The organism is Vogesella oryzagri, assembly GCF_040148885.1.
Taxonomy (GTDB): Bacteria; Pseudomonadota; Gammaproteobacteria; order Burkholderiales; family Chromobacteriaceae; genus Vogesella; species Vogesella oryzagri.
In genome coordinates this window covers 243,522-270,275 of record NZ_JBEFLD010000007.1, presented here as the reverse complement: position 1 = coordinate 270,275, position 26,754 = coordinate 243,522, and the positions used below count along the sequence as shown (strand labels likewise).

At 65.9% G+C, this 26,754-nt stretch carries 29 protein-coding genes; 17 read left to right on the top strand and 12 right to left on the bottom strand.

Annotated features, from left to right (window positions below; all coding sequences use genetic code 11):
- Positions 1–42: 42 nt before the first annotated feature.
- The 7 genes from ABNW52_RS14770 to purM all read right to left on the bottom strand — a co-directional run bounded on the left by ABNW52_RS14770 (position 43) and on the right by purM (position 6,208).
- Positions 43–681 (bottom strand): hypothetical protein, encoded by a 639-nt coding sequence (locus ABNW52_RS14770; RefSeq protein ID WP_349589342.1) that lies wholly within the window; start codon positions 679–681, stop codon positions 43–45.
- Between the two features lie 72 nt (positions 682–753).
- Positions 754–1,386, bottom strand: a complete 633-nt coding sequence (upp, locus tag ABNW52_RS14765) for a uracil phosphoribosyltransferase (protein ID WP_349589340.1) — start codon at positions 1,384–1,386, stop codon at positions 754–756.
- Positions 1,387–1,639: 253 nt separating this feature from the next.
- Positions 1,640–1,957 (bottom strand): Grx4 family monothiol glutaredoxin, encoded by a 318-nt coding sequence (gene grxD, locus ABNW52_RS14760; RefSeq protein WP_386108115.1) that lies wholly within the window; start codon positions 1,955–1,957, stop codon positions 1,640–1,642.
- An 82-nt stretch (positions 1,958–2,039) separates the two neighbouring features.
- A complete protein-coding gene (locus ABNW52_RS14755; protein WP_349589337.1) occupies positions 2,040–3,293 on the bottom strand; it encodes an RsmB/NOP family class I SAM-dependent RNA methyltransferase in 1,254 nt (417 codons plus the stop codon).
- Positions 3,277–4,368 carry a DUF3108 domain-containing protein gene (locus ABNW52_RS14750; protein ID WP_349589334.1) on the bottom strand — a complete coding sequence of 364 codons (1,092 nt, stop codon included), beginning with the start codon at positions 4,366–4,368 and terminating at the stop codon, positions 3,277–3,279. The genes ABNW52_RS14755 and ABNW52_RS14750 overlap by 17 nt, the downstream gene beginning before the upstream one ends.
- A gap of 29 nt (positions 4,369–4,397) precedes the next feature.
- Positions 4,398–5,036 (bottom strand): phosphoribosylglycinamide formyltransferase, encoded by a 639-nt coding sequence (gene purN, locus ABNW52_RS14745; protein WP_349589333.1) that lies wholly within the window; start codon positions 5,034–5,036, stop codon positions 4,398–4,400.
- Positions 5,037–5,170: 134 nt separating this feature from the next.
- Positions 5,171–6,208: a phosphoribosylformylglycinamidine cyclo-ligase gene (gene purM / locus ABNW52_RS14740; protein ID WP_349589330.1), complete on the bottom strand. Its 1,038-nt coding sequence runs from the start codon at positions 6,206–6,208 to the stop codon at positions 5,171–5,173.
- Positions 6,209–6,332: 124 nt separating this feature from the next.
- Here purM and ABNW52_RS14735 point away from each other — a divergent pair, with 124 nt between their 5' ends.
- The 8 genes from ABNW52_RS14735 to ABNW52_RS14700 are packed head-to-tail and all read left to right on the top strand — an operon-like array spanning position 6,333 to position 11,989.
- Positions 6,333–6,662, top strand: a complete 330-nt coding sequence (locus ABNW52_RS14735; RefSeq protein ID WP_349589328.1) for a DHCW motif cupin fold protein — start codon at positions 6,333–6,335, stop codon at positions 6,660–6,662.
- 39 nt (positions 6,663–6,701) lie between these two features.
- Complete coding sequence (locus ABNW52_RS14730) at positions 6,702–7,778, top strand: AI-2E family transporter (protein WP_349589326.1); 1,077 nt, start codon at positions 6,702–6,704, stop codon at positions 7,776–7,778.
- A gap of 19 nt (positions 7,779–7,797) precedes the next feature.
- Positions 7,798–8,475 carry a DnaA regulatory inactivator Hda gene (gene hda, locus ABNW52_RS14725; RefSeq protein ID WP_349589324.1) on the top strand — a complete coding sequence of 226 codons (678 nt, stop codon included), beginning with the start codon at positions 7,798–7,800 and terminating at the stop codon, positions 8,473–8,475.
- Entirely contained in the window at positions 8,472–9,140 is a 669-nt protein-coding gene (locus tag ABNW52_RS14720; protein WP_349589321.1) for a histidinol-phosphatase, read from the top strand. The genes hda and ABNW52_RS14720 overlap by 4 nt, the downstream gene beginning before the upstream one ends.
- Before the next feature lie 2 nt (positions 9,141–9,142).
- Entirely contained in the window at positions 9,143–9,661 is a 519-nt protein-coding gene (locus tag ABNW52_RS14715; protein ID WP_349589318.1) for a GNAT family N-acetyltransferase, read from the top strand.
- A 22-nt stretch (positions 9,662–9,683) separates the two neighbouring features.
- A complete protein-coding gene (locus tag ABNW52_RS14710; RefSeq protein ID WP_349589315.1) occupies positions 9,684–10,562 on the top strand; it encodes an ATP-binding protein in 879 nt (292 codons plus the stop codon).
- Positions 10,562–11,506: a Nudix family hydrolase gene (locus ABNW52_RS14705; protein ID WP_349589313.1), complete on the top strand. Its 945-nt coding sequence runs from the start codon at positions 10,562–10,564 to the stop codon at positions 11,504–11,506. Before ABNW52_RS14710 ends, ABNW52_RS14705 begins: the two co-directional genes overlap by 1 nt.
- Positions 11,507–11,554: 48 nt before the next feature.
- Positions 11,555–11,989: a hypothetical protein gene (locus tag ABNW52_RS14700; RefSeq protein ID WP_349589310.1), complete on the top strand. Its 435-nt coding sequence runs from the start codon at positions 11,555–11,557 to the stop codon at positions 11,987–11,989.
- Between the two features lie 419 nt (positions 11,990–12,408).
- On the opposite strand, the gene ABNW52_RS14695 is transcribed toward ABNW52_RS14700, so the two are convergent.
- Entirely contained in the window at positions 12,409–12,960 is a 552-nt protein-coding gene (locus ABNW52_RS14695) for a hydrolase (protein ID WP_349589307.1), read from the bottom strand.
- A 175-nt stretch (positions 12,961–13,135) separates the two neighbouring features.
- Between ABNW52_RS14695 and ABNW52_RS14690 the strand changes: the two genes are divergently transcribed.
- The 3 genes from ABNW52_RS14690 to ABNW52_RS14680 all read left to right on the top strand — a co-directional run bounded on the left by ABNW52_RS14690 (position 13,136) and on the right by ABNW52_RS14680 (position 17,581).
- Positions 13,136–15,967 (top strand): FAD-binding and (Fe-S)-binding domain-containing protein, encoded by a 2,832-nt coding sequence (locus tag ABNW52_RS14690; RefSeq protein WP_349589304.1) that lies wholly within the window; start codon positions 13,136–13,138, stop codon positions 15,965–15,967.
- Between the two features lie 139 nt (positions 15,968–16,106).
- Positions 16,107–17,156: a GNAT family N-acetyltransferase gene (locus tag ABNW52_RS14685; protein WP_349589302.1), complete on the top strand. Its 1,050-nt coding sequence runs from the start codon at positions 16,107–16,109 to the stop codon at positions 17,154–17,156.
- A 2-nt stretch (positions 17,157–17,158) separates the two neighbouring features.
- Positions 17,159–17,581 carry a hypothetical protein gene (locus tag ABNW52_RS14680; protein ID WP_349589299.1) on the top strand — a complete coding sequence of 141 codons (423 nt, stop codon included), beginning with the start codon at positions 17,159–17,161 and terminating at the stop codon, positions 17,579–17,581.
- 168 nt (positions 17,582–17,749) lie between these two features.
- Here ABNW52_RS14680 and ABNW52_RS14675 read toward each other — a convergent pair whose 3' ends face one another.
- Both ABNW52_RS14675 and ABNW52_RS14670 read right to left on the bottom strand, forming a co-directional pair.
- Positions 17,750–18,421 (bottom strand): TIGR01621 family pseudouridine synthase, encoded by a 672-nt coding sequence (locus ABNW52_RS14675; protein ID WP_349589296.1) that lies wholly within the window; start codon positions 18,419–18,421, stop codon positions 17,750–17,752.
- Between the two features lie 72 nt (positions 18,422–18,493).
- Positions 18,494–18,979 carry an acyl-CoA thioesterase gene (locus ABNW52_RS14670; RefSeq protein ID WP_349589294.1) on the bottom strand — a complete coding sequence of 162 codons (486 nt, stop codon included), beginning with the start codon at positions 18,977–18,979 and terminating at the stop codon, positions 18,494–18,496.
- 118 nt (positions 18,980–19,097) lie between these two features.
- Between ABNW52_RS14670 and ABNW52_RS14665 the strand changes: the two genes are divergently transcribed.
- The 4 genes from ABNW52_RS14665 (at position 19,098) to ABNW52_RS14650 (ending at position 22,821) form a co-directional block, all read left to right on the top strand.
- A complete protein-coding gene (locus ABNW52_RS14665; protein WP_349589292.1) occupies positions 19,098–20,861 on the top strand; it encodes an ABC transporter ATP-binding protein in 1,764 nt (587 codons plus the stop codon).
- A gap of 120 nt (positions 20,862–20,981) precedes the next feature.
- The gene (locus ABNW52_RS14660; protein ID WP_349589289.1) at positions 20,982–21,536 is read left to right on the top strand and encodes a putative metalloprotease CJM1_0395 family protein; all 555 of its coding nucleotides are present in this window, start codon (positions 20,982–20,984) and stop codon (positions 21,534–21,536) included.
- Between the two features lie 152 nt (positions 21,537–21,688).
- Positions 21,689–22,228: a hypothetical protein gene (locus ABNW52_RS14655; RefSeq protein WP_349589286.1), complete on the top strand. Its 540-nt coding sequence runs from the start codon at positions 21,689–21,691 to the stop codon at positions 22,226–22,228.
- Between the two features lie 56 nt (positions 22,229–22,284).
- Complete coding sequence (locus ABNW52_RS14650; RefSeq protein ID WP_349589283.1) at positions 22,285–22,821, top strand: hypothetical protein; 537 nt, start codon at positions 22,285–22,287, stop codon at positions 22,819–22,821.
- A gap of 67 nt (positions 22,822–22,888) precedes the next feature.
- Here the strand turns inward: ABNW52_RS14650 and ABNW52_RS14645 are convergent, their stop codons facing one another.
- Both ABNW52_RS14645 and ABNW52_RS14640 read right to left on the bottom strand, forming a co-directional pair.
- Complete coding sequence (locus ABNW52_RS14645; RefSeq protein ID WP_349589280.1) at positions 22,889–23,344, bottom strand: methyltransferase family protein; 456 nt, start codon at positions 23,342–23,344, stop codon at positions 22,889–22,891.
- Between the two features lie 4 nt (positions 23,345–23,348).
- Entirely contained in the window at positions 23,349–25,628 is a 2,280-nt protein-coding gene (locus ABNW52_RS14640; protein ID WP_349589277.1) for a heavy metal translocating P-type ATPase, read from the bottom strand.
- Between the two features lie 81 nt (positions 25,629–25,709).
- Between ABNW52_RS14640 and cadR the strand changes: the two genes are divergently transcribed.
- On the top strand, positions 25,710–26,150 hold the full coding sequence (gene cadR, locus ABNW52_RS14635) for a Cd(II)/Pb(II)-responsive transcriptional regulator (protein WP_349589275.1): 441 nt from the start codon (positions 25,710–25,712) through the stop codon (positions 26,148–26,150).
- 148 nt (positions 26,151–26,298) lie between these two features.
- Entirely contained in the window at positions 26,299–26,748 is a 450-nt protein-coding gene (locus ABNW52_RS14630; RefSeq protein WP_349589273.1) for a hypothetical protein, read from the top strand.
- Positions 26,749–26,754: the final 6 nt, after the last annotated feature.

Here is a 26,754-nt window from a genome sequence, read left to right as displayed (position 1 = left end):
GGGTTGTGTGGAAGTCTTGCCTGCGTGTGGCCCGCCGCCGGGCTACACCGTGCAGTACATCACCGCCTGCGCGATGATGTTGTTCTGGTCCGCTGCCAGTGTGCTGTGCTGGCGGAAGTCCAGCACCATCGCCTGCACGCGGCGATAGGTGTCGAAATTGGGTAGCGGCCGGTAGCCAATATCCACCCCCAGCCGTGCGGCCAACTTCTTGATGGTGGTGGGCTTGATGCACACGTGGCGCTGCGGATCGCTGTAGGCCAGGAAGCAGGTCACCAGCGGCCACTTGGCCGGGTTGGCATTGCCGTCGTGGCGGCACAGCTGCAGCACCTCGACGAAATCGGCAAAGCTGGCTTCGTCAAAGTGGTACAGCAGCGCAAAGAGAGCCGCCACGAACGGCCGGTGCACATCGCTGAACGCCAGATAGTTGCGGAACGCCATCTTCTCGAAGGTGCTCACCGTGCTGCAGCGGCCGACGATCTGGCGGCAGCTGTCGATCACCGCCGCGGTGTTGCCGCTGTCGACGGCTGCGCGCAGCAGCGGTTCGGCCAGTGCCTCGCGGCACAGCCGGATCACCCCATCGATACTGCGGTGCTTCTTGCCCAGCGCCAGCCAAGCCTCGTCCTGCAAGCCGTGCGGGAAGCGGGCGAGAAAATCGGCGTCGATCTGTTGATAGGCGTTCATGGCGGGCTCCCTGCGGCCAACGTTGGCCGCAACCAGGTCAGGCGGTCGCCGACCAGCGGCGACCGGCTGGCATCAGGCGTGCTTGGTACCGAAGATCTTGTCGCCGGCATCACCCAGACCCGGGATGATGTAGCCGTGCTCGTTGAGATGGCTGTCCAGCGACGCGGCCACAATCTGCACATCAGGGTGCGCTTCGTTGACCGCCTTCACCCCTTCCGGTGCCGCCACCATCACCACCGCCTTGATGTGCTGGCAGCCGTTGCGCTTGAGCAGGTCGATAGTGGCGATCAGCGAACCGCCGGTGGCCAGCATCGGGTCGATGATCATGGCGATGCGCTCGTCCAGGTTGCCGACGAACTTCTCGAAGTAGGACACCGGCTCCAGGGTTTCTTCGTTGCGCGCCAAGCCCACCACGCTGATCTTGGCCGACGGCACCAGATCCAGCACGCCGTCCAGCATGCCGATGCCGGCGCGCAGGATAGGTACCACGGTGACTTTCTTGCCCTTGATCTGCTGCACCTCGATCGGGCCGCACCAGCCTTCGATGGTCACCGGTTCCAGTTCGAAATCACGGGTGGCTTCATAGGCCAGCAGGCGCGCCAGTTCCTGGGTCAGCAGGCGGAATTTCATGGTGCTGATATCGCCCTCGCGCAGCAGGCCGAGTTTGTGCTGCACCAGCGGATGGTTGACGACGGTAATGTTCATGGCAGGTCCAAATCTTGCGACAGGCGGCCGCCCCTGCAGGAGCCAAGGACAGCCACGCTCTGGATACGGAAAACCGGCAGGGATGAACCTGCCGGTACTGGATTTGGGGCGGCATTTTACAGGCAAACGCTTGTTAGTGCGCTGCGGGATTGCCCCCGCTTATCGTGATAGCCGATTTTGTGGCCGCCGCTTGCCCGCCATCAAACAAAAACGGCCCGCACAGGGCGGGCCGTTTCATGGCGGGAGCCGGCTATCAGGCAGCCAGGTCTTTCAGCAGATCCTGCAGTTCGCCGGCCTGGTACATCTCGTACATGATGTCCGAACCGCCAACAAACTCGCCCTTTACGTACAGCTGCGGAATGGTCGGCCAGTTGGAAAATTCCTTGATGCCCTGACGCACGTCGGCGTCGGCCAGCACGTCAACGGTCACGAAGTCGTTCACGCCACAGGCTTTCAGGATCTGCACGGCGCGCGAGGAGAAACCGCACTGCGGGAAAGTGGCGGAACCTTTCATGAACAACACTACCGGGTTGCTGCTAACGGTCTGCTGGATGGTGTCTTGAACGGACATGATTTTCCTTTGCTTCGGTCTGGCGCCGGGGAATTACCCGACTAATTCAATAAGTTATTTTAGGCCCGCTTCGCCCCCCGGCTCAAGCCTTGCGTTGCAGCACCGCGGCAAAAAAGCCATCGCTGTTATGCAGGTGCGGGCGCAACATCAGGTAGTCACCGGTATCCAGCGCGATCTTCTGCTCGGCCAGCAGCGCGTTGGCTGGCAGCAGGCTGAAGTCCGGGTTGGCCACCAGGAAGGCCTCGACGATGGCCTGGTTTTCCGATGGCAGCAGGCTGCAGGTGGCGTATACCAGACGGCCGCCGGCACGCACCAGGCGCGCGGCGGAGGCCAGGATGGCGGTCTGTTTCACGTTCAGCTCGGCCACACTTTCCGGACTCTGGCGGTATTTCAGATCCGGGTTACGGCGCAGGGTGCCCAGGCCGGAGCACGGCGCATCCACCAGCACGCGGTCGGCCTTGCCGGCCAGACGCTTCACCTTGGTGTCGTTCTCGTGCGCGATCAGCGTGCTGTTCACATTGGACAGCCCGGAGCGTGCCAGGCGCGGCTTGAGGTTGGCCAGGCGTTTTTCCGATACGTCGAAGGCGTACAGGCGGCCGGTGGAGGCCATCTGCGCCCCCAGCAGCAGGGTCTTGCCGCCGGCACCGGCGCAGAAATCCACCACCATTTCGCCACGGCGTGCGCCGGTAAGCAGGCCCAGCAACTGGCTGCCTTCATCCTGCACTTCGATGGCGCCTTGCACGAACAGCGGGTGCTTGGCCAGCGCCGGCTTGCCTTTCAGGCGGATGCCCAGCGGCGAGTACGGCGTCGGCTCGCACTCGATGCCGGAATCACGCAGGTACACCAGCGCATCGTCACGGCGCATTTTCAGGCTGTTGACGCGCAGATCCAGCGGCGCGGCACTGGCCAGGCCCTTGCCCAGCGCTACCACGTCGCCCTCGTCCTGCTCGGCCAGCATGCCGATCACCCAGCCGGGCAGACCGGAGCGCACGTTCAGGTCGGCCGGCAGTTCGGCGCCCTTGATGCTGGCCAGCCATTCGTTTTCGCCTTCCTTGGTCACCGCTTCCAGCTCGCGCAGGTTGGAGCCACCGATGCGCACCAGGGTAGCCAGCGCCAGGCGGCGGGTGTTGATGCGCGGTGCGCACAGGTGGCGCAGCAGCTCCAGATGGCGCAGGCAGGCAAAGGCGGTCTCGGCGATCAGATGGCGATCGCTGGCACCCAGCTTGCTGTGCTCGCGGAAAAAGGCAGTCAGCACGGCATCGGCCGGACGGTCGAAGCGCAGCATGTTGTGCAGCACCTTGTCCAGCTGCTCGAATTGTCTAGCGTTTACTTTCATTGTGGTTCAGCTTTCTTGGCGGCAGCTTCCAGACAGTCTTGCCCGCCAGTTCGATCAGGTTAGCCCGCATTTCGTAGCGGGCATCCTTGCCCACTCGCAGTACGCGGATCGGAATATTGGCAAAGTCAGGCGCCAACCAGAATTCGTACATTTCGTCCGGTTGCTTCACCCGCACCACCACGGCACGAATCACGCCATCGCCGGTGTCGAAGTCGGTTTCGCCATCCGGCTTCAGCAGCATGCTGTACACCTTTTTGCCGGTGGTGATCTGTATCGGCGCATCGCCCATATTGTCGCCACGCAAGGCCAGTTGCACCCCCAGCCCCAGCCAGTCCTGCGCACCGGATGCCAGCGGTTCGCTCTTGTCGGCATTGCGATCACCGTAGCTGAGCACGCCGCCGCCCCAGTCGAAGTAGGCACGCTCACGCATTTCGCCGTTGCGCGTCGCTTCAAAGCGCTCCGGCTTCAGCCCCTGCTTGCCCACCGTTCCGGTGGTTTCATAGTGCAGTTTCGGGCCGATCACCGGCTGCATGTCGGTCACCAGACTGTAGTTGCCTGCCTCGCGCTGCCACACCATATCGCCGCGCCCTGCCGCTATGCCGGCATAGAACAGCGCGTACTGCACCCGCGCGCTGGACGGGAAGTGGCGAATCGGCTTGTCCGGCTTCACTGTCTCCACCTCGGCCACAGGCGTGGCCGCCACTGCGGCGCTGGCCGGTACTGCCGCCACGCTGGCGCTGGCCATATGGTGCGGCGCCTGTGCCAGCGCCGCCGATGCTGCCATGCTTGCCACTGGCGCGGACGCCGCCGTGTGCCGGATAACCGGACGGGGCCTTTTCTTCCGCGCCGCCAGCGGCTGCGAGGCATCTTGATGACGCCCGCCCGCCGGGCCAGTGGTCAGCAGCGCCGTTTCCAGCGCCGGCGCCGATGCCTCCTCCAGCTGCATGCTGTCCAGCCGCACGCTGAGCTTGCGCAGCGTGGGATCCTCGGGCATGTCGATGGCGTCGAACGACAGCAGCCCGCCGCCCAGCGTCAACAAGTGCAGCAGCAGGGAAAACAGGAAGGCCAGCAGCATCAGGCGTCTGGCTGTCAGGCGCGGCAGTTTCAACGCGGCGCCGGCACCAGCAGGCTAAGGTTGGCCGCAGGTGCCGCCACACCAGCAACCCGGCCGGCGCGGATGGTCAGCTCGCCGGCCACGAAGCGGCGCACCGCGTCCGGGTACAGCTTGTGTTCCTGCTGCAGCACGCGGGCGGCCAGCGTGGCTTCGGTATCGTCATCCAGCACCGGCACTACCGCCTGTGCCACGATCGGGCCGTGATCCAGCTCGGCGGTCACGAAGTGCACGCTACAGCCGGCCACCTTGCAGCCCATGTCGATGGCGCGCTGGTGGGTGTGCAGCCCGGGGAAGGCCGGCAGCAGCGACGGATGGATGTTCAGCATGCGGCCTTCGTAGCGCGCGGTGAAGGTCGGGGTGAGAATGCGCATGAAACCGGCCAGCACCACCAGGTCGGGGTTGAAGGCGTCGATTTCAGCGGCCAGCTGCACGTCGAAGGCTTCGCGGCTGGCAAATTGTTTGTGATCCAGACCCACGGTGGCGATGCCACGCTCCGCCGCCCAGGCAAGGCCGGCGGCATCCGGGCGGTTGGCGATCACCGCGGCGATGTTGGCGCCGGCAATGTCCGCCTCGACAATGGCCTGCATATTGGAACCGCGGCCGGAAATCAGGATGACGATGTTTTTCATGACGATATGACTACGGGCGCCGCGGGCGCCGGATAACGTTGGCCGCAACCGGGTTGCAGCGGGCGGCGACATCTTCTGCCGCCAAATGACAAGCGCCGCCAGCAGGGCCAGCGGCGCTGTTAAACCCGTACGGCTTACGCCACCTGGGTCTGGTGCTCGTCACCGTTGCGGGCGCGGATCACGCCAATGCGCGATACGGTTTCGCCCTGTTCGGTCAGGAAGGCAGCCGCAGCGTCGGCATCGGCCGCATCCACGATCACTACCATGCCGATACCGCAGTTGAAGGTGCGATACATTTCCTGCGCATCGACATTGCCTTCCGCCTGCAGCCACTGGAACAGCTTCGGCAGCTCCCAGCTACCGGCATCGATCTGTGCCACGGTGTTGGCTGGCAGCACGCGCGGGGTGTTTTCGGTAATGCCACCGCCGGTGATGTGCGCCATGCCCTTCACGTTCAGTTGCTGCATCAGTGCCAGCAGCGGCTTCACGTAGATGCGGGTCGGGGCGATGATGGCGTCGCGCAGGGTCTTGTCGCCGTCAAAAGCGGCATCCAGCTGCGGCTGGGCGCGCTCGATGATCTTGCGCACCAGGCTGTAGCCGTTGGAATGCACACCGTTGGATTTCAGGCCCAGCACAACGTCGCCCGGCTTGATGTCGCGGCCGGTGATGACCTTGCTCTTTTCCACCACGCCGACGGCAAAGCCGGCCAGGTCGTATTCGCCTACCGGGTACATGCCGGGCATTTCGGCGGTTTCGCCGCCGATCAGCGCGCAGCCAGCCTGCTCGCAACCTTCGGCAATGCCCTTGATCACGTCGGTGGCCTGCGCCACGTCCAGCTTGCCGCAGGCAAAGTAGTCGAGGAAGAACAGCGGCTCGGCACCCTGCACCAGGATGTCGTTCACGCTCATGGCCACTAGGTCGATGCCGACGGTGTCATGCTTGTTCCAGTCGAAGGCCAGCTTGAGCTTGGTGCCCACGCCGTCGGTGCCGGAAACCAGCACCGGTTCCTGGTATTTCTTGGAGATTTCCACCAGTGCGCCGAAACCGCCGAGGCCGCCGAGGACTTCCGGGCGCATGGTGCGCTTGGCAAACGGCTTGATGTTTTCGACGAGCGCGTCACCGGCATCGATATCGACGCCGGCGTCACGGTAACTGAGGGACGTGGTGTTCAAGGTAAACTCGCTTTCTGCTAACGTAATCGCTTTGCTGCCTGGGAGTGCGCGGGCTCGTGGCCCGAAGCGCCTGTATTTTAACTGAAAACCGACCCGCAGTCAGAACTGCGTCAAGGGAGCGACCATGCAGCTCAAAGACATCGCCTTCGGCACCACCGACTGGGCAGCCATCGCGGTGGAAATCCACCCGGGCGCACAAGGCGAAGCCCGCTGGCGGACGCAGCATTTTGGCGACATCCGCGTGCGCATGGTGGAGTACAGCGCCGGCTACCTGGCCGACCACTGGTGTCACAAGGGCCATATCCTGCTGTGCCTGGGCGGCGAGCTGCACACCGAGCTGGCCGACGGCCGCCGCTTCGTACTGACGCCGGGCGTCAGCTACCAGGTGGCCGACCACGCCGAAGCGCACCGTTCATCCAGCCCGCTGGGCGCCTCCCTGTTCATCGTCGACTGATCCTGCCGCCGTGCGGCCAACCTTTTCCGATACCCCACCATGCAAGCGCAACGCTCCAACCTGCTGCCCTGGCTTCTGGGCGCCGCCGGCCTGTTTGCCGTGCTGTGGCTGCTGGACCGGCTGTCCGCCGTGCTGGCACCGTTCATCACCGCCGCGGTGCTGGCCTATATTCTCGACCCGCTGGTAGACCGGCTGCAGGCACGCGGCCTGTCGCGCACCGCCGCGCTGCTGCTGGTGATGCTGGCTGGCTTCTTTACCGTGCTGGGCCTGCTGCTGATTGTGGTGCCGATGCTGATCTCACAGGCGCAGGCGCTCACCGCCCGCCTGCCGGTGCTGGTGGATTTCGTGCAGCACAGCGCGCTGCCGTGGCTCAACCGCACGCTGGGCACCAGCATCAGCATCGACAGCCAGAGCTGGCGCGAGGCACTGGCCGGCAACGCTGCCGGCGTGCGCCAGGCACTGGCGCGCATCGCGCCGCAGCTGGGGCATGGTGGCGCGCTGCTGCTGCAGACGGTGGCCAACCTCACCCTGCTGCCGGTGCTGCTGTACTACTTTCTGCACGGCTGGGATCACATGGTGGTGCGCGCCGCCACGTTGGTGCCGCGCCGCTGGGCCGGCCAGATCGGCGACATCGCCCGCGAGGTGGACGACATGCTGGGCCAGTTCCTGCGCGGCCAACTGTCGGTGATGCTGATCATGGCGCTGCTCTACGGCGGCGGACTGGCTGCGGTGGGGCTGGATTCCGGCCTCGCCATCGGCATCGTCGCCGGCCTGCTGGTGTTCATCCCCTATCTGGGCGCGTTTACCGGCCTGCTGCTGGCCACGCTGGCGGCGGTACTGCAGTTCGATAGCGCCAACGGCCTGTTGCTGGTGTGGGGGGTATTTGCCATCGGCCAGCTGCTGGAAAGCTTCCTGATCACCCCCTACCTGGTGGGTGAGCGCATCGGCCTGTCGCCGGTAACGGTGATCTTTGCGCTGATGGCGTTTGGCGAGCTGATGGGCTTTGCCGGCGTACTGCTGGCGCTGCCGCTGTCGGCCATCAGCGTGATTCTGGGGCGGCACCTGATCCGCCATTATTTCAACAGCCGCTTTTATCAGCGTAGAATCGACCCCTAACCCCAGATAGCCCATACCGATGTTGGACCAGCTCGTTCTCGACCTCCTGCCAGAACCCCTCCCGGCGTTCGACAACTTCCTTGCCCAGCGCAACCGCGAAATCATCGCCGCGCTGACCGCCGAGGAAGGCGAACGCTTCGTCTACCTATGGGGCGAGCCGGGCTGCGGCAAAACCCACCTGCTGCAGGCGTGGATCGCCCACGCCGAACGGCTGGGCCGCGCCTCCATCTATCTGGACGCCCAGCACGAACAACTGCCGGATTTCGCCCGCGAGGCCAGCTTCATCGCCGTCGATCATGTCGACGACCTGGCGCCAGACGACCAGATCATGCTGTTCTCCATCTACAACTCGCTGAAGGAAAGCGGTGAAGGCCGCCTGCTGATGGCCGGCCGCCAGCCGCCGATGCAGGCGCCGGTGCGCGACGACCTGCGCACCCGCCTGGGCTGGGGCCTGGTGTTCGAAGTCAAGGCGCTGTCCGACGACGACAAGCTGGACGCGCTGCGCCACCACGCCGCCAGCCGTCAGCTGGCCATTCCGGACGACGTGTTCCGCTACCTGCTGACCCACTGGCGCCGCGACCTGTCCAGCCTGATCGCCATGCTGGACATGCTGGACCGCTACTCGCTGGCGCTGCGGCGGCCGATTACCGTGCCGCTGGTGAAAAACGTACTGCAAACCACCGAAACCGAGCCATGAACCTTGCCCTGTTTGACCTCGACAACACCCTGATTGCCGGCGATTCCGATAGCGAATGGCCGAAATTCCTGATCAAGCGCGGCATCCTCGATCCGGAACATCACGCGCGCCAGAACGACTACTTCTACGAGCAGTACAAGGCCGGCACGCTGGACATCTTCGAGTTCCTCAACTTCCAGCTGGCGCCGCTCACCCGCTTCAGCCGCGACGAGCTGGACAGCCTGCACGCCGGCTACATGGCCGAGCACATCCTGCCCATCATCCCGCCCAAGGCACGCCAGCTGCTGGCGGCGCACCAGACGCAGGGCGATGTGGTGATGATCATCACCGCCACCAACCGCTTCATCACCGGCCCCATCGCCCGCGAACTGGGAGTGGAACACCTGATCGCGGTGGAGCTGGAGCAGGACGCCGCCGGCAACTTCACCGGCAAGCCCACCGGCACCCCCAGCTTCCAGGAAGGCAAGATCACCCGCCTCAACGAATGGTTGGCTGCACGCGGCGAGACGCTGGCCAGCTACGACAAGACCTTCTTCTACAGCGACTCGCGCAACGACCTGCCGCTGTTATCCATCGTCAGCAACCCGGTAGCGGTGGATGCTGACGACACCCTGCGCGCCCACGCCGAAGCCCACGGCTGGCCGGTGATCACCCTGCGGGACTGACTATGCAATTTCGCCGCGCCGACGCCAATGACATCGCCGCCCTGAGCGTGCTGGTCAACCGTGCCTACCGCCCGGCGCCTGAGCACGCCGGCTGGACCCACGAAAACGGTCTGGTCAGCGGCCAACGTATCAACCCCGCACAACTGGCCAGCCTGCTGGCGCAGCCCAACGGCCAGGTACTGCTCGGCTGCCAGCAGGGGCAGATCGTCGCCTGCGTGCATATCGAAAACGGCGGCGACTACGGCTACGTCGGCATGCTGGCGGTAGACCCGGGCTGCCAGACCGGCGGCCTGGGCAAGATGATGCTGGCGCATGCCGAGCAACAGCTGCAGGCGCAGTACAACGTTGGCCGCAGCCGCATGACGGTGCTGACCTCACGCCCGGAACTGCGCGCCTTCTACCTGCGCCGTGGCTATGTGCCCACCGGCGAACGCCAGCCGTTCCCGCTGGAAGCCGGCGTCGGCCAGCTGCTGCAGGACGGGCTGGAGCTGGAAGTACTGGAAAAACACCTCGCCGATTAACCCGACCCTGGGTAATAGCTTCATGGAAAAACTCGACGCCTTTCTCGCCCGCGCCGAAGCACTGATGGCGCGGCTGGAGCCGCTGCTGCCGCCGGCCATCCCCGAACCGGACTGGACTGCCCCGGCGTTCCGCTGGTGCCGCGCCGGCATTAGCGGCTGGCTGGAGGCCATTCACGCGCCGCATACCGTGGCGCTGAGCGACCTGACCGACATCGAGCGGCAGAAGGCGCTGATCGTGCGCAACACCGAGCAATTCCTTGCCGGCCGCCCGGCCAACAACGTGCTACTCACCGGCGCGCGCGGCACCGGCAAATCGTCGCTGATCAAGGCGCTGCTGGCGAACTATGCCACGCGCGGGCTGCGGGTGATCGAGGTGGACAAGAGCCACCTGCCGGATCTTGGGCAGATCGTGGCGCTGGTGGCTCCCCGCCCGGAGCATTTCATCCTGTTCTGCGACGACCTGTCGTTCGAGGAAGGCGAAGACAGCTACAAGGCGCTGAAGTCGGCGCTGGACGGCGGCCTGGCACAGCGTGCGGCCAACTTGCTGGTCTACGCCACCTCCAACCGCCGCCACCTGATGCCGGAGCGTTTCAGCGAGAACCGCGAAAGCTGGGTGCAGGACGGCGAGATCCACCCGGGCGAAACCACCGAGGAAAAAGTGTCGCTATCCGACCGCTTCGGGCTGTGGCTGTCGTTCTACCCGTTTGACCAGAACGCCTACCTGGCGGCGGTGCGCGGCTGGCTGGCGCATTTCGAGCTGCCGCTGGATGCCGAGGCCGAACGCGCCGCGCTGCAGTGGAGCCAGCTGCGCGGCAGCCGCTCCGGCCGCGTGGCGTGGCAATTTGCCTGCGACTGGGCCGGCCGCGAGCCGGGCGAGCGCGTAGCGGAGCTGGGGCGCTGATGATGGGTGACAAGCAGATCATCCCGGTGGTGGCCGGCGCACTGATGCAGGCCGACGGCCAGTTCATGCTCGGCAGCCGCCCGGCCGGCAAGCCCTACCCCGGCTACTGGGAGTTTCCGGGCGGCAAGGTGGAAGCCGGCGAAACGCCGTACCAGGCGCTGGTGCGCGAACTGGACGAGGAAATGGGCATTGCCGTCAGCCACGCCACACCGTGGTTGCGTCGCGTGCATCACTACGAGCACGCCTCGGTGGAGCTGCTGTTCTACCGCGTGTGGGCATGGCAAGGCGAGCCGCAGCCGCACGAGGGGCAAAGCTTTGCCTGGCAGCAGCCGGGCCAGCTGTCGGTGCAGCCGATGCTGCCGGCCAATGCGCCGATCCTGCGCGCGCTGCAGTTGCCGAACGTGCTGAACATCAGCTGCGTGCATGAGCTGGGCCGCGATGCGGTGCTGGAAGCGCTGGCGCAGCGTGACGACGAGCCATGGGTGATTGTGCGCGAGCCGCAGCTGGACCGCGAACAACTGGCGGCGCTGGTGGGCGAGATCAGCCAGATCGTGCATGCCCGCGGCGGCAAGCTGATCGTTAATGCCGACCCGGCGTGGATCAAGGGCTGGCCGGTAGACGGCGTGCACCTCACCGCCGCACGGCTGGCTGCACTGCAGCAGCGCCCGGCGCACTTTGCCTGGGTCGGCGCCTCCTGCCACAGCCGCGCCGAGCTGGAACGCGCCGCCGAGCTGGGCCTCGACTACGCGCTGCTGGGCCACGTACTGGCCACCGCCAGCCACCCGGACGCAGCGCCGCTGGGCTGGGATGGTCTGGCCGCCATCACCGCCCCGGCCGCGCCGCTGCCGGTGTTCGCCATCGGCGGGCTGACTGCGGCCAACCTTGACGAAGCGCGCCGCTGCGGCGCGCACGGTGTGGCGCAGATGCGCGCGGCCTGGCAGTAGCCAGATGGCGTTTCCCGCCTGCCGAAAGACATTGCACAGAAACCGGACATGAAGACCAAACTCACCCGCCAGCAACTGGCGCTGATCGCCGTACTGCTGATCGCCTTCGCCCTGCTCAAGGGCGGGCTGATCTGGTGGTATCTGCAGCACAAGCAGCAACCAGCCACACCGTTGGCGGTAAGTTGCGCCAATCTGCAAGCCGGCTGCCAGCTGCCGGACGGCAGCCGGCTGCAGCTGGACCGCGCGCCACAGGCCGCCACGCCGTTCGGCCTGACGCTACGCCACGGCAGCGGCCCGGCGCCGGCCATCGAGTTTTCCATGCGCGACATGGACATGGGCTTCAACCGCTACCAGCTGCTACCGCATGGCAATGACTGGCAAGCCCGTATCACGCTGCCGGTATGCGTGACCGGCAGCCGGCAGTGGCGAATGGCGCTGAAATACCCGGACAAGACCTGGCTGATCGATTTCGACAGCCGCTAACGCCGCCACGCCCCCGTCAACAAGCCACCCTTGCGGTGGCTTTTTTTATGGCTGGCACGCCGCTTGCTAGCTACAGACTTGCTCCATGGAGCGACAGGTGTTGTTCTCCGCTTGCCGGGCCAGCTGTACGCCAGCCGACCAAGTTGACGGAGACTTTTGCACGGTTTTGGTGCAACCAAACCGCCCGAATTGGTGCAACGCGCCAATTCGGGGCCTCTTTTTACGAATTCATTGCCACGCCACGCGGCGGGGCCAGCAGTTTGATAGAGGGAGAACCAGAACGGCTCAGCCGTCATCTCGACAGGCAACAAGGTTGGCCGCAGGTATGCGGCCAACCTTTTGCTTTTGTGGCCCGGCGCAACGACGCGGCAGCCGGCCCGGCGGCAGGCTCGGCTCGTGTCGGCAGCGCCCGGCAGCGCTCAGGGCTGCTCGCCCAGCAGATAGCGCTTGCTCATGCTGCGGAATTCATCGCTGCCGGACACCCGCAGCGCCTCGAACAGCACCATCTCGCGCGTCACCAGCACCGCACCGGCATCGCGCATGCGCTGCAGGCCGTAGTCGCGGTTGGCCACGCCGCGGCTGGACACCGCGTCGGCCACCACGAACACCTGCTTGCCCAGCGCCAGCAGCTCCAGCACCGTCTGCAGCACGCAGACATGGGTTTCCATGCCGCACACCACCACTTGGCTGCGCGCCAGCAAGTCCTCTGGCAGACACTCCGCCGCCACGCAGGAAAAGTGCAGCTTTTCCACCACCATGGCAGCCGGTGCCGCCGCCAGCAGCTCCGGTGCGGTATGACCCAGGCCGTGCGGGTACTGCTCGGAAAACACCACCGGCAGCCCCACATCGTGCGCGGCAGACACCAGCCAGCGGCAGCGTGCCAGCATGCCATCCGCGTCAAGCACCGCCGGCAGCAGCTTCTGCTGCACATCCACCACCAGCAAGGTGGCATCGTTCTTGTCGATCAGCATGTTCATCTCCTCGGTAATCGCGGCTTTCGCCGGTGCAACCCGACTCCTACTATGACCAGCAGCAGCTTACGCAGTTGCCATAAGCAAGGGCAAACCCCAAATGGGCGCCGCGATGCGTTGTGGCACCATGCGGGCTACAGAGAGAACAGGCCCGCCGCGGCCGCCGGAGAGACCCATGCTGCAAGGTGCCTATCGCGAATTCCATCAACGCATTCTGGAAGTGCTGCCCGCGCGCCGGGTGTTCAGTGACCCGCTGTCGACGCTGGCCTACGGCACCGATGCCTCCTGTTACCGGCTGACGCCCAAGATCGTCATCAAGACCGAGCACGAGGACGAGGTGCGCACCATCCTGCGCGAGGCCGCCAGCCTGCAGCTGCCGGTCACCTTCCGCGCCGCCGGCACCTCGCTGTCCGGCCAGGCGGTGAGCGATTCGATCCTGGTGGTGGCCAGCCACGGCTGGAAGAAGCTGCAGGTGCTGGATGACGGCGCCGCCATCCGCCTGCAACCGGGGGTGATCGGCGCCGAGGCCAATGCCGCGCTGCTGCCGTACGGCCGCAAGATCGGCCCCGATCCGGCCACCATCAATTCCGCCATGATCGGCGGCATCGTCAACAACAACTCCAGCGGCATGTGCTGCGGCACCGCCGAGAACAGCTACCAGACGCTGAAATCGCTGCGCCTGCTGTTGGCCGACGGCACGCTGCTGGACAGCGGCGACGCCGCCAGCGTAGCGGCGTTCCGTGTCAGCCACGCCGGCCTGCTGGCACAGTTGGCCGCGCTGCGCCAGCGCGTGCTGAACGATGCCGATCTGGCGGCCAAGATCCGCCGCAAGTACAAGATGAAGAACACCACCGGCTACAGCCTGAACGCGCTGCTGGATTTTGCCGACCCGCTGCAGATGCTGACGCACCTGCTGGTGGGCAGCGAAGGCACGCTGGCGTTCGTGTCCGAGGTCACCTACCACAGCGTGGTGGAGCACCCGCACAAGGCGTCGGCGCTGGTGTTCTACGACAGCATCAAGGCCGCCTGCGACGCGATTGCCATCCTGGCGCAGCACAAGGACGTGGTGTCGTCGGCCGAGCTGCTGGACCGCGCCAGCCTGAAATCGGTGGAAAACAAAGCAGGCGTGCCGGACTTCATCAAGACGCTGGGGCCGGACGCCGCCGCCATTCTGATGGAAACCCGCGCCGCCAGCCCGGAGGCGATTGCGGCCAACGTGGCGGCCATCAGCGGCTTTATCCAGCACATCGCCACCGCAACCGGCATCCGCTTCACCAGCGACGTCGCCGAGTACACCCAGTACTGGAACATCCGCAAGGGCATGTTCCCCAGCGTGGGGGCGATGCGGGCGGCAGAGACCACGGTGATCATCGAGGACGTGGCCTTCCCGATCGAGCATCTGGCCGAGGGCACGCTGAAGCTGCAGGCGCTGTTCAAGCAGTTCCACTACCACGAGGCGATCATTTTCGGCCACGCGCTGGAAGGCAACCTGCACTTCGTGTTCACCCCCAACTTCAGCGGCGCGGAGGAAATCGCCCGCTACGAGGCGTTCATCGACGCGGTGTGCCAGCTGGTGGCGGTGGAGTACGAAGGCGCGCTGAAGGCCGAGCACGGCACCGGCCGCAATATGGCGCCGTTCGTGGAGCTGGAGTGGGGCGCCGCCGCCTTCCGCCTGATGCAGGAGATCAAGGCGCTGTTCGATCCGCAGGGCATTCTCAACCCGGACGTGATCATCACCCGTGACAAACAGCTGCACATCCGCGACCTGAAGCCGATCCCGACGGCCAACCCGCTGATCGACAAGTGCATCGAGTGCGGCTTCTGCGAGGTGATGTGCCCCAGCCGCGCCATCACCCTCACCCCGCGTCAGCGCATCGTCGCCAACCGCGAGATGGCGCTGCTGGAAAAACAGGGCGACAGCGAGCGGCTGGCCGAGATCCAGGCCGCCTACCAGTACGCCGGCGATGAAACCTGTACCACCTGCGGCCTGTGCGAAACCGCCTGCCCGGTGGGCATCAACACCGGCAGCCTGACCAGCCTGATCCGCGAGGCGCAGCTCACCGACATCGGCTGGGCCACCGCCAACACCCTGGCCGACAACTTCGCCACCGCCGCCAGCGGCGCCAAGCTGGGGCTGAAGGCGCTGGACACCCTGCACGCAGTGGCCGGCGATGCCGCCACCGGCGCCATCATGCACGGCCTGCGCAAGGTGGTTGGCCGCAAGATTCCGCGCTGGACGCCGTACTTCCCGCGCGCCGCCGGCAAGCTGCAGCTGGCCACCGGCCAGAGCGGCAGCGCGCGCAAGGTGGTGTACCTGCCGTCCTGCCTGACCCGCACCTTCGTGCCGTCCGCCAAGGCGCCGGATGCGCGGCCGCTGAACGAAGTAGTGGCCTCGGTGCTGAACAAGGCCGGCTACCAGCTGCTGTACCCGGACAATCTGGCCAATCTGTGCTGCGGCACGCCGTTCAAGTCCAAGGGCGCGGCCGAGGCGGCACAGAAGAAAATCAACGAAGTGGAGGCCGCGCTGCTGGCCGCCAGCGACAACGGCCGCTGGCCGGTGCTGATCGACAACGGCGTGTGCACCGCCGCGCTGCTGGACGGCGTGCAGGACCCGCGGCTACGCATTGTGGATGTCACCACCTTCGTGCAGGACGAGGCGGCACAGTACCTGCAGTTCAGCCCGCAGGACGAGACCGTGGCGCTGCACGTGGTGTGTTCGATGCGCAAGAAAGGCCAGTCCGCCACCCTCAACGCGCTGGCACGCCGCTGCGCCAAGACGGTGATCGAGCCGGCCGGCATCACCTGCTGCGGCTTTGCCGGCGACAAGGGTTTTTCGCACCCGGAGCTGAACGAAAGCGCGCTAAGCGGGCTGAAGCAACAGGTTTCCGGCTGCTGCGGCGGCTTCTCCACCAGCGCCACCTGCGAGATCGGCCTGTCCAGCCACAGCGGCATCCCCTACCAGCACCTGATGGTGCTGGTGGATAGCGCGGCGCAGCCGCGACGCTAAGCCGTAACCACGCCCCCACTGCTCGTGCGGCCACAACGTTGGCCGCACGGGCAGTTGTGCTTCCGGCTAAGCACATGGCATGGTATCGCTTCGGGTGCGGCCAATTGCTGCCGTCGCCCGGCAACGCCGAAAGCCCGCCATGAACTACCACATCCGCCGTCTCGCCCCGGGCGATGCCGCCGCCCTGCACCGCCTGCGCACCAGCCCCGGCGTAGTGCGCAATACCCTGCAACAGCCGTTCCAGTCACTGGCCAGCGTGCAGCAGCTAGTGGACAACTTTCCGCCGCACATCCACGCGCTGGTAGCCTGCACGCCGGATGGAGCGCTGGTGGGCTGCGGCGGCCTGCACCTGGCGCAGCCCCTGCGCCGCCGCCACTGTGCACTGCTGTTCCTGATGGTGCGCGACGACTGGCAGGGCAAGGGCGTGGGCGGTGCCCTCATGCGCGCGCTGCTGGACTATGCCGACAACTGGCTGGATCTCAAGCGCATCGAGCTGGACGCGGTGCATGACAACCATGGCGCCATCGCGCTGTATGAACGCTATGGCTTTCTGCACGAAGGCGTGGCGCGTGGCTTCAATCTGCGCGAAGGCGTGTATGAGGATGCAGTACTGATGGCGCGGCTGCGCTTTCGCCCCGGCGAGCATGCGGCCAACCCTGCGCCGGCAGCGGCAGCATCTCCATTGCCACGCCGAGAGCGGCAACCGTTCAGCCTGCGTCACAGTGAGCTAGGCGACGCCGCCGCCATCGCCGCGCTGATGGCGCAAGATGCCGTGCAGAGCAATACCCTGCAGCTGCCCTACCCGGACGAACGCAGCTGGCGCCAGCGGCTGGGCGCCGGCAACCTTGGCCTGGTGGCGGAAGCGGCGGATGGCAGCATCCTCGGCAATGCCGGCATCTGGCAGCCGGGCGACAACCCGCGGCTGGCGCACATTGCCGAGCTGGGCATCAGCGTGCATCCGGCGCAGCAGGGCAGCGGTATCGGCAATGCCCTGCTGACGGCACTGCTGCTGCAGGTCAGCCATTACCTGCCCTACCGCCGGCTGCAGCTGAAAGTGTTCTGCGACAATGCGCCGGCCATCGCGCTGTACGAGAAATTCGGTTTTGCCCGCGAAGCCACGCTGCGCGGCGATGGCCTGCGCCATGGTGCCTATCACGACTGCCTGCTGATGGCACGGGCGGTGAAGTAACTATGTCGCGCCAGCGTCTGCGTCGCAGCCTGGGTTATCTGTGGGCGGCGCCGTGCTCGCTGCCGGGGCTGCTGCTGGCCGCCTTGCTGCTGTCCTGCGGTGGCCGCGCCCAATGGCAACAAGGTGTGCTGGAAGTGGCACTGCCACCCTGGCGCTGGCTGCGGCGGCTGCCGTTTGCCGCCATCACCCTCGGCCACGTGATCCTGGGGCTGGATCTGGCCACGCTGGCGGCGCTGCGCGCGCACGAGCAGGTGCACGTGCGCCAGTTCCGGCGCTGGGGCGTGCTGCTATTGCTGGCCTATCCGGCGGCCAGCCTGTGGCAATGGCTGCGCGGCCGGCGGCCGTACTGGGACAACCCGTTCGAGGTACAGGCACGGCGGCTGAGCGGCACGCCGCCAGAGCCGCGCCAGCCTGCAGACGAGTGAACACCCGTTTTGCCGCAAGCCGGCGTCAAGACTGGAGCTGTTGAATTCGCGGGGCCGAACGAGCGTTTTGCGGCGGCTGCCACCCGGCAAGCGGGCAAGCCGCTAGCGTTCTCACCGCAACGCGGATGGCGCGGATATTGAAGTGACTACCGTCACGCCCAGCCGGCGTTACCGCACCGGCCATGGCAGCGCCGCCGGCGGGTTGGCCGCCAGGTAGTCGGCCAGCTGCGGCTGCGGCCAACATTCGCCATGCGCGGGTGGACAGGTGAAACTGAACGACTCGCCATCCAGCGCGAAACTCAGCGCGTAGGCATGCAGATAGGTGCGGTCGGCGGCGCTGCCGCCATACAGCGCATCGCCGAGAATCGGTGCCCCCAGCGACTTCATCGCCACCCGCAGCTGGTGGGTCTTGCCGCTGCGCGGACGCAGCACGAACAAGCGCCGTCCGGGGGCCAGCGAGTGGCTGAAAAACTGCGTCACCGCCGGGTTGTCCTGGCTCTGGCACAGCCGCCAGGCACCGCCACGCCCCTTGTCCATATCGCCCTTGATCAGCCCCTGCTTGCGATTGGGCTTGGCGTCGGACAGCGCCAGGTAGTACTTCTGTACCTCACGCCCGGCAAACGCCGCCCCCAGCGCCGCCGCCACCGGCTGGCTGCGCGCCAGCACCAGCAGGCCGGAGGTGACCTTGTCCAGCCGGTGCACCGGCCACAGCGCCGCGTCCTGCAGCCCGTCGCGCACGATGTCGAGCACCCCGGGGGCATCGTCCTCGCGGTGAAAGCCCAGCCCGGGGGCTTTGGCAATCACGTAGAAACGCGGGTCGGTGGCAATCAGCTGGAACATGCGGCGGCTCCGTCGGCGGGCAAAGGCGGCATTGTCGCGGCGTGGCGCTGCCGCGGCAAGCCGCGTGCCGGCTCAGGCGCTGGTGGATTCTTCCATCTTGCGGGCGGCTTCCAGCCGCATCTGCTTGCGGATTTCGGCCTCGCGGAAGCGCTTCTTGTGGGTGTCGCTGTCCAGGCTCAGCGGCGGCACCGGCATGGCCTTGCCGTTGTCGTAGGCCACCATGGTGAAGTAGCAGCTGTTGGTGTGGCGCACGCTGCGCTCCTGGATGTTCTCCGCCACCACCTTGATACCGACTTCCATCGAGGTGCGGCCAACGTGGTTGACGCTGGCGTAGAAGGTCACCATCTCGCCGACGTGGATCGGCTGCTTGAACAGCACCTGGTCCACCGACAGCGTCACCACGTAGCAGCCGGCGTAGCGGCTGGCGCAGGCGTAGGCCACCTGGTCCAGCAGCTTCAGCAGCACGCCGCCGTGCACGTTGCCGGAAAAATTGGCCATGTCTGGCGTCATCAACACCGACATGCTCAGCTCGCGCTGATTAACACTCTGTTCGCTCATACCCTGCCTGTCCTTATCTATTGTGCTGTTGTATCGCAGCGCCGTGGCCGCTTTACCAGCTTTGTTATCGATGACAGCCGCGTACAATGGCGCATCCCCGCCACCACCCGCTACCGCCATGTCTTCTTCACTGTCGCGATTGTTCCAGTATGCCCGCCATTACCGGCGGGATGCGTATCTTGCCAGCGTGTTTTCCGCTTGCAACAAATTCTTCGACATCCTGCCCGAGGTGCTGATCGGCGTGGCGGTGGATGTGGTGGTGAGCAAGCAGGATTCGTTCCTGGCACGCCTCGGCATTACCGACACTTTTCACCAGCTACTGTGGCTGGGCCTGCTCACCGTGCTGATCTGGGCCGGCGAATCGCTGTTCGAATACCTGTACCAGCTACGCTGGCGCAACCTGGCGCAGAACCTGCAGCACGATCTGCGGCTGGATGCCTACCGCCATGTGCAGAAGCTGCCGCTGGCGTATTTCGAGAATAAGAGCACCGGCAATCTGATGTCCATTCTCAACGACGACATCAACCAGATGGAGCGCTTCCTCAATGGCGGCGCCAACAGCATCATCCAGGTGCTGTGTTCCAGCGTGCTGGTCAGCGGCGTGTTCTTCTACCTGGCGCCAACCTTGGCCGCCATCGCGCTGTTTCCGGTGCCGCTGATCCTGTTCGGCACCTTCTGGTTCCAGAAACGCATCGCGCCGCGCTACGCCGCGGTGCGCGAGGCCGCCGGAGTGGTGAACGGCCGCCTCAACAACAACCTGCTGGGCATTGCCACCATCAAGGCGTTTACCGCCGAGGCATTCGAGGCCGAGCACATCCACGACGCCAGCGCGCGCTACCGGGCGGCCAACGCCAGCGCCATCCGGCTGTCGTCGGCCATCATCCCGGTGATCCGCATGGCGATCCTGGCCGGCTTCGTGGTGACGCTGGTGTACGGCGGCTACCTGGCGCTGTCCGGCGCCATCGGCGTCGGCAGTTACTCGGTGCTGGTGTACCTGACGCAACGCCTGCTGTGGCCGCTCACCGGCCTCGCCGACATCGCCGACCTGTACCAGCGCTCGATGACCGCCATCGACCGCGTGCTGGGCATTCTGGCCGCACCGCTCACCATCGACTACCACGGCAAGGCACTGCCGGCGGCACAAGTATCCGGCGCGCTGGCTTTCAATAGGCTGTCATTCGGCTACGGCGCGCAGCCGGTGCTGCACGAGGTGTCGCTGCAGATACCGGCCGGCCACACCGTGGCCTTTGTCGGCGCCACCGGCTCCGGCAAGAGCACGCTGATCAAGCTGCTGCTGCGCTTTTACGAAAGCAGCCAGGGCAGCATCACGCTGGATGGCCACGACATCCGCCAGCTGGCGCTGGCCGACCTGCGCCGCGCCATCGGTTATGTCAGCCAGGACGTGTTCCTCACCGACGGTACGGTGGCGGCCAACATCGCCTACGGCGTGCCGCAGGCCAGCCGCGAAGCGGTGATTGCCGCCGCGCGCGCCGCCGAGGCCGACGAATTCATCGCCCGCCTGCCGCAGGGCTACGACACCCCGATCGGCGAGCGCGGCCAGAAGCTGTCCGGCGGCCAGCGCCAGCGGCTGGCACTGGCGCGCGCCATCCTGAAAGACCCGAAAATCCTGGTGCTGGACGAAGCCACCAGCGCGGTGGACAACGAGACCGAAGCGGCGATCCAGCGCTCGCTGGACGTGGTGTCGCAGGGCCGTACCACGCTGGTGATTGCCCACCGCCTGTCCACCGTGCGCCATGCCGAATGCATCTATGTGCTGGAACAGGGCCGCGTGGTGGAGGCCGGCACCCACGAGCAGCTGCTGCTGGCCAACGGCAGCTACGCCGCGCTGTGGCGGCTGCAGACCGGCGAGCGCAGCCACTGAGCTAGCTACTCGCGCGGCGGCCAACGTTGGCCGCAACGACAAGGGCGTGCCGCTGGCACGCCCTTGCGTCGTGTAACGATGTCCTACAATGAAACAGCCTTCCCAAGTGGCTGATTCGTCATGGCAATTTCCGGCATTTCCTCCTCCGACAGTTACGGCGCTGCGCTGTACAGCAGCGAGGGGGACTTATCGACCATTGCCGACCGCTCGCCCGGCTACAGCCGCGGCGGCAGCAAAAACGGCCAGCTCAGCGACGACGACAAGACCCTGGTACGCGCCCTGCAGAACCGCGACCGCGAAGTGCGCGCCCACGAACAGGCGCACCTGGCCGCCGCCAGCGGCATCAGCGTCAGCGGCCCCAGCTACGACTACCAGCAAGGACCGGACGGCGTGCGCTACGCCATCGGCGGCAGCGTCAACATTGAAGTCTCGCCGGCACGCACGCCCGAGGAAACCGCGCAGAAGGCACGCATCATCCAGTCTGCCGCGCTGGCGCCGGCGCAGCCATCCGGCCAGGATCTGGCAGTGGCCGCCAGAGCGCGCCAGATGGAGCTAAAGGCGCTGGCCGAGGCGGCGCAGCAGCGCCAGCAACAGAGCAAGCTGAGTCAGGCCTATGCCAGCGGCGACGGCCCAGTTGCTAATTTGCTGGGCAATGCGGTGGATATCCAAGCGTGAAGATGCCCATTGCACAGCAACAACCGCGATAAAACCTCTCCAGCTATAACGCCTGATTACACCCCTGCCATTCACTAGCAATTACGCCGAAATGTTTTAAGCATTTAATTTACAATTTCATGGAATGCATCACCACTTGCAAGAAATCGACCATGAACAAAAAACTGATTACCGCCAGCCTGATGGGCTGCCTGTTCGCAACACTGGCCAACGCCGATGCAGGTAACGGCTATGCACTCACCAGCAATGAAGTGCGGCACAACACCAACGCTTATGCCGGCGTCAATATCGCCTTGGGCAACAAGCTGGTGCCAACTCTGGTGCTGGGCGTGTTCGATACCCGCGTCAAGCAGAACGGCAACACCGAGGGCGCCAACCTGGCCGTGCACATCAACGTGCTGGGCGGTGTCAGCCTCAGCAAGCTGAAACTGAGTTACCTCAACGGCAAGAACGACCTGCAGGGTGAAATCGGTGGCGGCTACGACCTGGGCAAGCAAGCACCGTTTGCCAGCCTGGGCATCAATGCGCCGTTCGGCGCCATTGGCGTGGACGGCTTCTCGCTGCATGAGCTGGCGCCGTCGCTGACCATCCACAGCCAGGAAGAATTCAATACCCCGAGCACTAGCTGCCAGAATGTCGGCTTGGGTCAGGGGCAGTTCTTTGACAGCACCTGCAGCAACGCGCCGGGCTAAGCAGCATTTTTCCAATCCAGCCAGCAGTACCACTGGCCACAACAGGGAATGACAACATGAAAAAAGTACTTGCTACTGCAGCCGTGATCGGCAGTCTGTTTGCTACCAATGCCCAAGCCATCGGTTTCGGCTACGACTTGGTAACCGATGGTGTTAAGCACAACACCAACGCTTATGCCGGCGTCAATATCGCCCTCGGCAACAAGCTGGTGCCAACTCTGGTGCTGGGCGTGTTCGATACCCGCGTCAAGCAGAACGGCAACACCGAGGGCGCCAACCTGGCCGTGCACATCAACGTGCTGGGCGGTGTCAGCCTCAGCAAGCTGAAACTAAGCTACCTCAACGGCAAGAACGACCTGCAGGGTGAAATCGGTGGTGGCTACGACCTGGGCAAGCAAGCACCGTTCGCCAGCCTGGGCATCAATGCACCGTTTGGTGCCATTGGCGTGGACGGCTTCTCGCTGCATGAGCTGGCACCGTCGCTGACCATCCACAGCCAGGATGAATTTAAAGCACCGAAGGCAAGCTGCAAGAATGTCGGGCTGGGCCAGGGGGCCTTCTCTGATAGTGCCTGTAGCCAGAACGTGACCTAATCTGCACGCTTCATTGCATATGCACACGCCGGGCTTTTACCCGGCGTTTTTCATTGCAGAGTCCCGCTCACAGCCAGCGCCGCACCCGGCGGCAGTAGCCTCGGTAGTCATCGCCGAAGCGCTGCGCCAGCGCGCGTTCCTCCGGCGCGATCTGCCAGCGGCTGATCCACAGCCAGAACAGCAGCGGCCCCGCCAGTGTCGCCCAGTTACCCAGCCACAGCGCCCAGGCCAGCAGCAGGCACAGCATGCCCAGGTACATCGGGTTGCGGCTGATGCGATAGAAACCGCTGATCACCAGTGCCGTGCTGTTCTGCGGCTTCAGCGGATTCACCGTAGTGTGCTGGCGGAAAAAAGCCAGCACCGCGCTGCCATCCAGCAATAGCCCCAGCGCCACAAATGGCCATGCCAACGCCGCCGGCAGCAACATGGCGGCAGCGGGCAGCCAGCCGTGCAAGCCGTACATCAACAAGGCACACAACAGGCCCACCACAGGCGGTGGCACCCGACATTCCAGCCAGCGCATACGCTTACTCCTTGATAGGCTGCGCCAGGCGCAGGCCGTTGAAAATCACCAGCAGACTGGCGCCCACGTCGGCGAACACCGCCATCCACAGGCTGGCCACCCCGGCCAGCGCCAACACGAAAAACAGTAGCTTGATCGCCAGCGCCAGCACGATATTGGCGCGCAGCACCGCCATGCTGCGCCGCGCATGGGCGAACAACTGCGGCAGCTTGTCGAGGCGGTCTTCCATCAGCGCCACCTGCGCGGTTTCCAGCGCCACATCGCTGCCGGCGGCGCCCATGGCGATGCCGAGATCAGCCTGCGCCAGCGCCGGCGCGTCGTTGACGCCATCGCCCACCATCGCCACTGCGCCATGCTCCGCCACGGCGCGGATGCTGGCCAGCTTGTCCTCCGGCAGCAGCGCGCCGGCGGCGTCGGCAATGCCGGCGGCAGCGGCGATGCGCGCCACTTCCGCCGGATGGTCGCCGGACAGCACCAGCAGCCGCATGCCCTGCCGCTGCAGCGCCGCTACCGCCGCCACCGCTTCCGGCCGCAGGCCGTCCGCCACCGTCAGCTGCGCCAGCAACTGGCCATCGCGGCACAGCAGCATGCCGCCGCGTAGCGGCTGATCGCTTGCGGCCAACGTTGCCGCCGCTACTCCCAGCCGCGCGGCCAACCGGGCATTACCCAGCCCGTAGCGCACGCCGGCTATGCGGGCGATGACACCCTCGCCGGCCAGCTCCTGCAGCGCGTCCACCGCCAGCGGGGCGATGCCCTGCCGCTGCGCTGCCTGCAGTACCGCCCGTGCCAGCGGGTGGGTGGAGTGCGCCTCCAGGCTGGCGGCCAGCTGCAACGCGCCGCGCTCGTCCAGCGCCGCATCCAGACTGTGCACGCTGTCCAGCACCGGTTGGCCGCGGGTCAGCGTGCCGGTCTTGTCCAGCGCCACCACACGCACGCGGGCGGCGGTTTCCAATGCCGCGCCGCCCTTGATCAGCATGCCGTGGCGGGCGGCGGCGGACAGCGCCGACACCAGCGTCACCGGCGTGGCGATCACCAGCGCGCACGGGCAGGCGATCACCAGCAGCACCAGCGCCTGATACAGCGCCTGCGACCACGGCAACCAGCCGGCCAGCGGTGCGGCAATGGCGAACAACACAGCCAGCGCCACCACCAGCGGCGTGTATATCGCGGCAAAGCGGTCGATGAAACGCTGCGTCGCCGCCTTGCCGGCCTGCGCGTCGCGCACCCGCTCGATGATGCGCGCCAGCAGGCTGCCGTCGGCAGCGGCGGTTACCTGCAATGTCACCAGCGCCGCACCGTTGATGGTACCGGCGAACACCTGCTCGCCCGGCCCCTTGGCCAGCGGCAGGCTCTCGCCGTTGATCGCCGCTTCGTCGAAATCGCTGTGGCCATCGACGATGCGGCCATCCAGCGGCACGCGCTCACCGGGGCGTACGCGCACCATGCGGCCAACCTCGACGCTGCCGGCCGCCACCTGCTGCCAGCCGTCAGCGTGCTGCACCCAGGCTTGCTCCGGCTTCAGCGCCATCAGCGCGCGCACCGCGGCGCCGGCGCGCGCCAGCGACATCGCCTCCAACCGCTCCGACAGCGCAAACAGGAACAGCACCATCGCCGCCTCCGGCCACTGTCCCAGCAGCATGGCGCCGGCTACCGCCAGGCTCATCAGGAAGTAGATGTTGAGGCTGCGGCTCTGCAGCGCATACCAGCCCTTGCGCGCGGTACCGCGCCCGCCCAGCAGCATGGACGCCGCCGCCGTAGTGATCACCGCCCAGCCGGTTTCCGCCTGGCCGGCAAACACCAGCCCCTCGGCCAGCGCCGCCAGCAGGCCGGCGGCCAGCAACGGCCAGGACGCGAACGGCGCCGCTGCCGGCAGCTTGGCCGCATCGCTCTGCAGCTCGGCCTGCATGCCGGTGGCGGCGATGGCCTGCTGCAGCGCCGGCAGGCTGGCGCCGCGGTGGTGCACGATCAGCAGCCGTTCGATGTAGTTGAAGTCCAGCTGCAGCACGCCAGCCATGCCAGCCAGCGCCTTTTCCAGCATGCGGCCTTCGGTGGGGCAATCCATCGCCGCGATGCGCAGCCGCCATTGCAGGCTGTCGGCCGGGGCCGCCGCGCTGGCGGCCTGCCCGGTGCACGGCTGGCACGACGCGCCGTGGTCGTGGTCGTGGTCGTGGTCGTGGTCGTGGCCGTGGCCGTGGCCGTGGCCGTGGCCGTGGCCGTGGCGGGCAGTGTGCGCGTCGCCCGGCGTGTGGCAAGACCCGTTACCGCTCTGGCAGCAATGGCTCATCTCAGTCTCCGCAATGCAGTTTGTGTCATTGCAAACCCTGTAGTTACTATAGGGTCAAGTATTTTTTGCGGGAGCAGCAACATGCAGATCGGAGAACTGGCCAAACGCGGCGGCTGCGATGCCGAAACCATCCGCTACTACGAGCGCGAGGGCCTGCTGCCGGCGCCGGCACGCAGTGCCAGCGGTTACCGCCGCTACGAGCAGGCACACCTGGAGCAGCTGGCCTTTATCCGCCATTGCCGCTCGCTGGCTATGTCGCTGGCCGACATCCGCCGCCTGTTGGCCTATCACCAGCACCCGTCGCCGGCGCCGTGTGACGATATCAACGCGCTGCTGGATGCGCAGATCGGCCGCATTCACCAGCAGATCGCCAGCCTGCAGCGGCTGGAACAGCAGCTGCTCACCCTGCGCGCGCGCTGCGATGCGCCGCATACCGTGGCCGACTGCGGCATTCTCAAGACGCTGGAGGGCGCCGCCAGCGGCGAGGGCTGCGTCTGCCACGACGCGCCCAGCCGCGACTGAGCGCCCCGGGGGCTGGCCGTCACCCGCGGCAGGCAGTATAGTTGCCGGTTTGCTGGCCACCGCGGCACGTAAGTCATTAATAAATATTAATAATTACGTACCAAACGGCTACCAACCGGAAACATTCACCCCTGGAAAGCATTACCCGATGAAGCTGTCTATGCCAACGATCCTGTCCGTATTCACCCTTGCCGGCTGCCTGCTGGCCGCCCCCGCCGCCCAGGCCATCTCGCTGTATTCCGTATCGGAAAGCGTCAGCGCCACGGTAGGCAGCATCTCCGACACCGTGCGCGGCTCGTCCAAGGCGCTGCACATCGCGGAAGGCGATTACAAGGTGATCGACGTGGCTCAGGCCGACGGCAAACCGGGCCAGGCCCGCCTGACGCTGCAGGCGCTGAACAACCCGCAGCAGGCCGAGTTCTACCTGTATGTGCCGCAGGCGGACGCCCAGCGCGCCGCCGTGGCCAAGGGCAATACCGTCACCGCCAGCAAGCGCCCCTACGGGCTGGCGTTTGCCAAGGCCGACACCGGTACGCCGTTTGTGCTGGTACTGGAACAGGCGTGGCTGCAAGAGCTGCAGCCGAACATCGTTTCCTGATCCGCC

Bases quoted from the DNA above. Each gene is read 5' to 3' on its own strand.
- ABNW52_RS14770 (WP_349589342.1), bottom strand. From the start codon at position 681: ATGAACGCCTATCAACAGATCGACGCCGATTTTCTCGCCCGCTTCCCG.
- upp (WP_349589340.1), bottom strand. From the start codon at position 1,386: ATGAACATTACCGTCGTCAACCATCCGCTGGTGCAGCACAAACTCGGC.
- grxD (WP_386108115.1), bottom strand. From the start codon at position 1,957: ATGTCCGTTCAAGACACCATCCAGCAGACCGTTAGCAGCAACCCGGTA.
- ABNW52_RS14755 (WP_349589337.1), bottom strand. From the start codon at position 3,293: ATGAAAGTAAACGCTAGACAATTCGAGCAGCTGGACAAGGTGCTGCAC.
- ABNW52_RS14750 (WP_349589334.1), bottom strand. From the start codon at position 4,368: ATGCTGCTGGCCTTCCTGTTTTCCCTGCTGCTGCACTTGTTGACGCTG.
- purN (WP_349589333.1), bottom strand. From the start codon at position 5,036: ATGAAAAACATCGTCATCCTGATTTCCGGCCGCGGTTCCAATATGCAG.
- ABNW52_RS14735 (WP_349589328.1), top strand. From the start codon at position 6,333: ATGCAGCTCAAAGACATCGCCTTCGGCACCACCGACTGGGCAGCCATC.
- ABNW52_RS14730 (WP_349589326.1), top strand. From the start codon at position 6,702: ATGCAAGCGCAACGCTCCAACCTGCTGCCCTGGCTTCTGGGCGCCGCC.
- hda (WP_349589324.1), top strand. From the start codon at position 7,798: ATGTTGGACCAGCTCGTTCTCGACCTCCTGCCAGAACCCCTCCCGGCG.
- ABNW52_RS14720 (WP_349589321.1), top strand. From the start codon at position 8,472: ATGAACCTTGCCCTGTTTGACCTCGACAACACCCTGATTGCCGGCGAT.
- ABNW52_RS14715 (WP_349589318.1), top strand. From the start codon at position 9,143: ATGCAATTTCGCCGCGCCGACGCCAATGACATCGCCGCCCTGAGCGTG.
- ABNW52_RS14710 (WP_349589315.1), top strand. From the start codon at position 9,684: ATGGAAAAACTCGACGCCTTTCTCGCCCGCGCCGAAGCACTGATGGCG.
- ABNW52_RS14705 (WP_349589313.1), top strand. From the start codon at position 10,562: ATGATGGGTGACAAGCAGATCATCCCGGTGGTGGCCGGCGCACTGATG.
- ABNW52_RS14700 (WP_349589310.1), top strand. From the start codon at position 11,555: ATGAAGACCAAACTCACCCGCCAGCAACTGGCGCTGATCGCCGTACTG.
- ABNW52_RS14695 (WP_349589307.1), bottom strand. From the start codon at position 12,960: ATGCTGATCGACAAGAACGATGCCACCTTGCTGGTGGTGGATGTGCAG.
- ABNW52_RS14690 (WP_349589304.1), top strand. From the start codon at position 13,136: ATGCTGCAAGGTGCCTATCGCGAATTCCATCAACGCATTCTGGAAGTG.
- ABNW52_RS14685 (WP_349589302.1), top strand. From the start codon at position 16,107: ATGAACTACCACATCCGCCGTCTCGCCCCGGGCGATGCCGCCGCCCTG.
- ABNW52_RS14680 (WP_349589299.1), top strand. From the start codon at position 17,159: ATGTCGCGCCAGCGTCTGCGTCGCAGCCTGGGTTATCTGTGGGCGGCG.
- ABNW52_RS14675 (WP_349589296.1), bottom strand. From the start codon at position 18,421: ATGTTCCAGCTGATTGCCACCGACCCGCGTTTCTACGTGATTGCCAAA.
- ABNW52_RS14670 (WP_349589294.1), bottom strand. From the start codon at position 18,979: ATGAGCGAACAGAGTGTTAATCAGCGCGAGCTGAGCATGTCGGTGTTG.
- ABNW52_RS14665 (WP_349589292.1), top strand. From the start codon at position 19,098: ATGTCTTCTTCACTGTCGCGATTGTTCCAGTATGCCCGCCATTACCGG.
- ABNW52_RS14660 (WP_349589289.1), top strand. From the start codon at position 20,982: ATGGCAATTTCCGGCATTTCCTCCTCCGACAGTTACGGCGCTGCGCTG.
- ABNW52_RS14655 (WP_349589286.1), top strand. From the start codon at position 21,689: ATGAACAAAAAACTGATTACCGCCAGCCTGATGGGCTGCCTGTTCGCA.
- ABNW52_RS14650 (WP_349589283.1), top strand. From the start codon at position 22,285: ATGAAAAAAGTACTTGCTACTGCAGCCGTGATCGGCAGTCTGTTTGCT.
- ABNW52_RS14645 (WP_349589280.1), bottom strand. From the start codon at position 23,344: ATGCGCTGGCTGGAATGTCGGGTGCCACCGCCTGTGGTGGGCCTGTTG.
- ABNW52_RS14640 (WP_349589277.1), bottom strand. From the start codon at position 25,628: ATGAGCCATTGCTGCCAGAGCGGTAACGGGTCTTGCCACACGCCGGGC.
- cadR (WP_349589275.1), top strand. From the start codon at position 25,710: ATGCAGATCGGAGAACTGGCCAAACGCGGCGGCTGCGATGCCGAAACC.
- ABNW52_RS14630 (WP_349589273.1), top strand. From the start codon at position 26,299: ATGAAGCTGTCTATGCCAACGATCCTGTCCGTATTCACCCTTGCCGGC.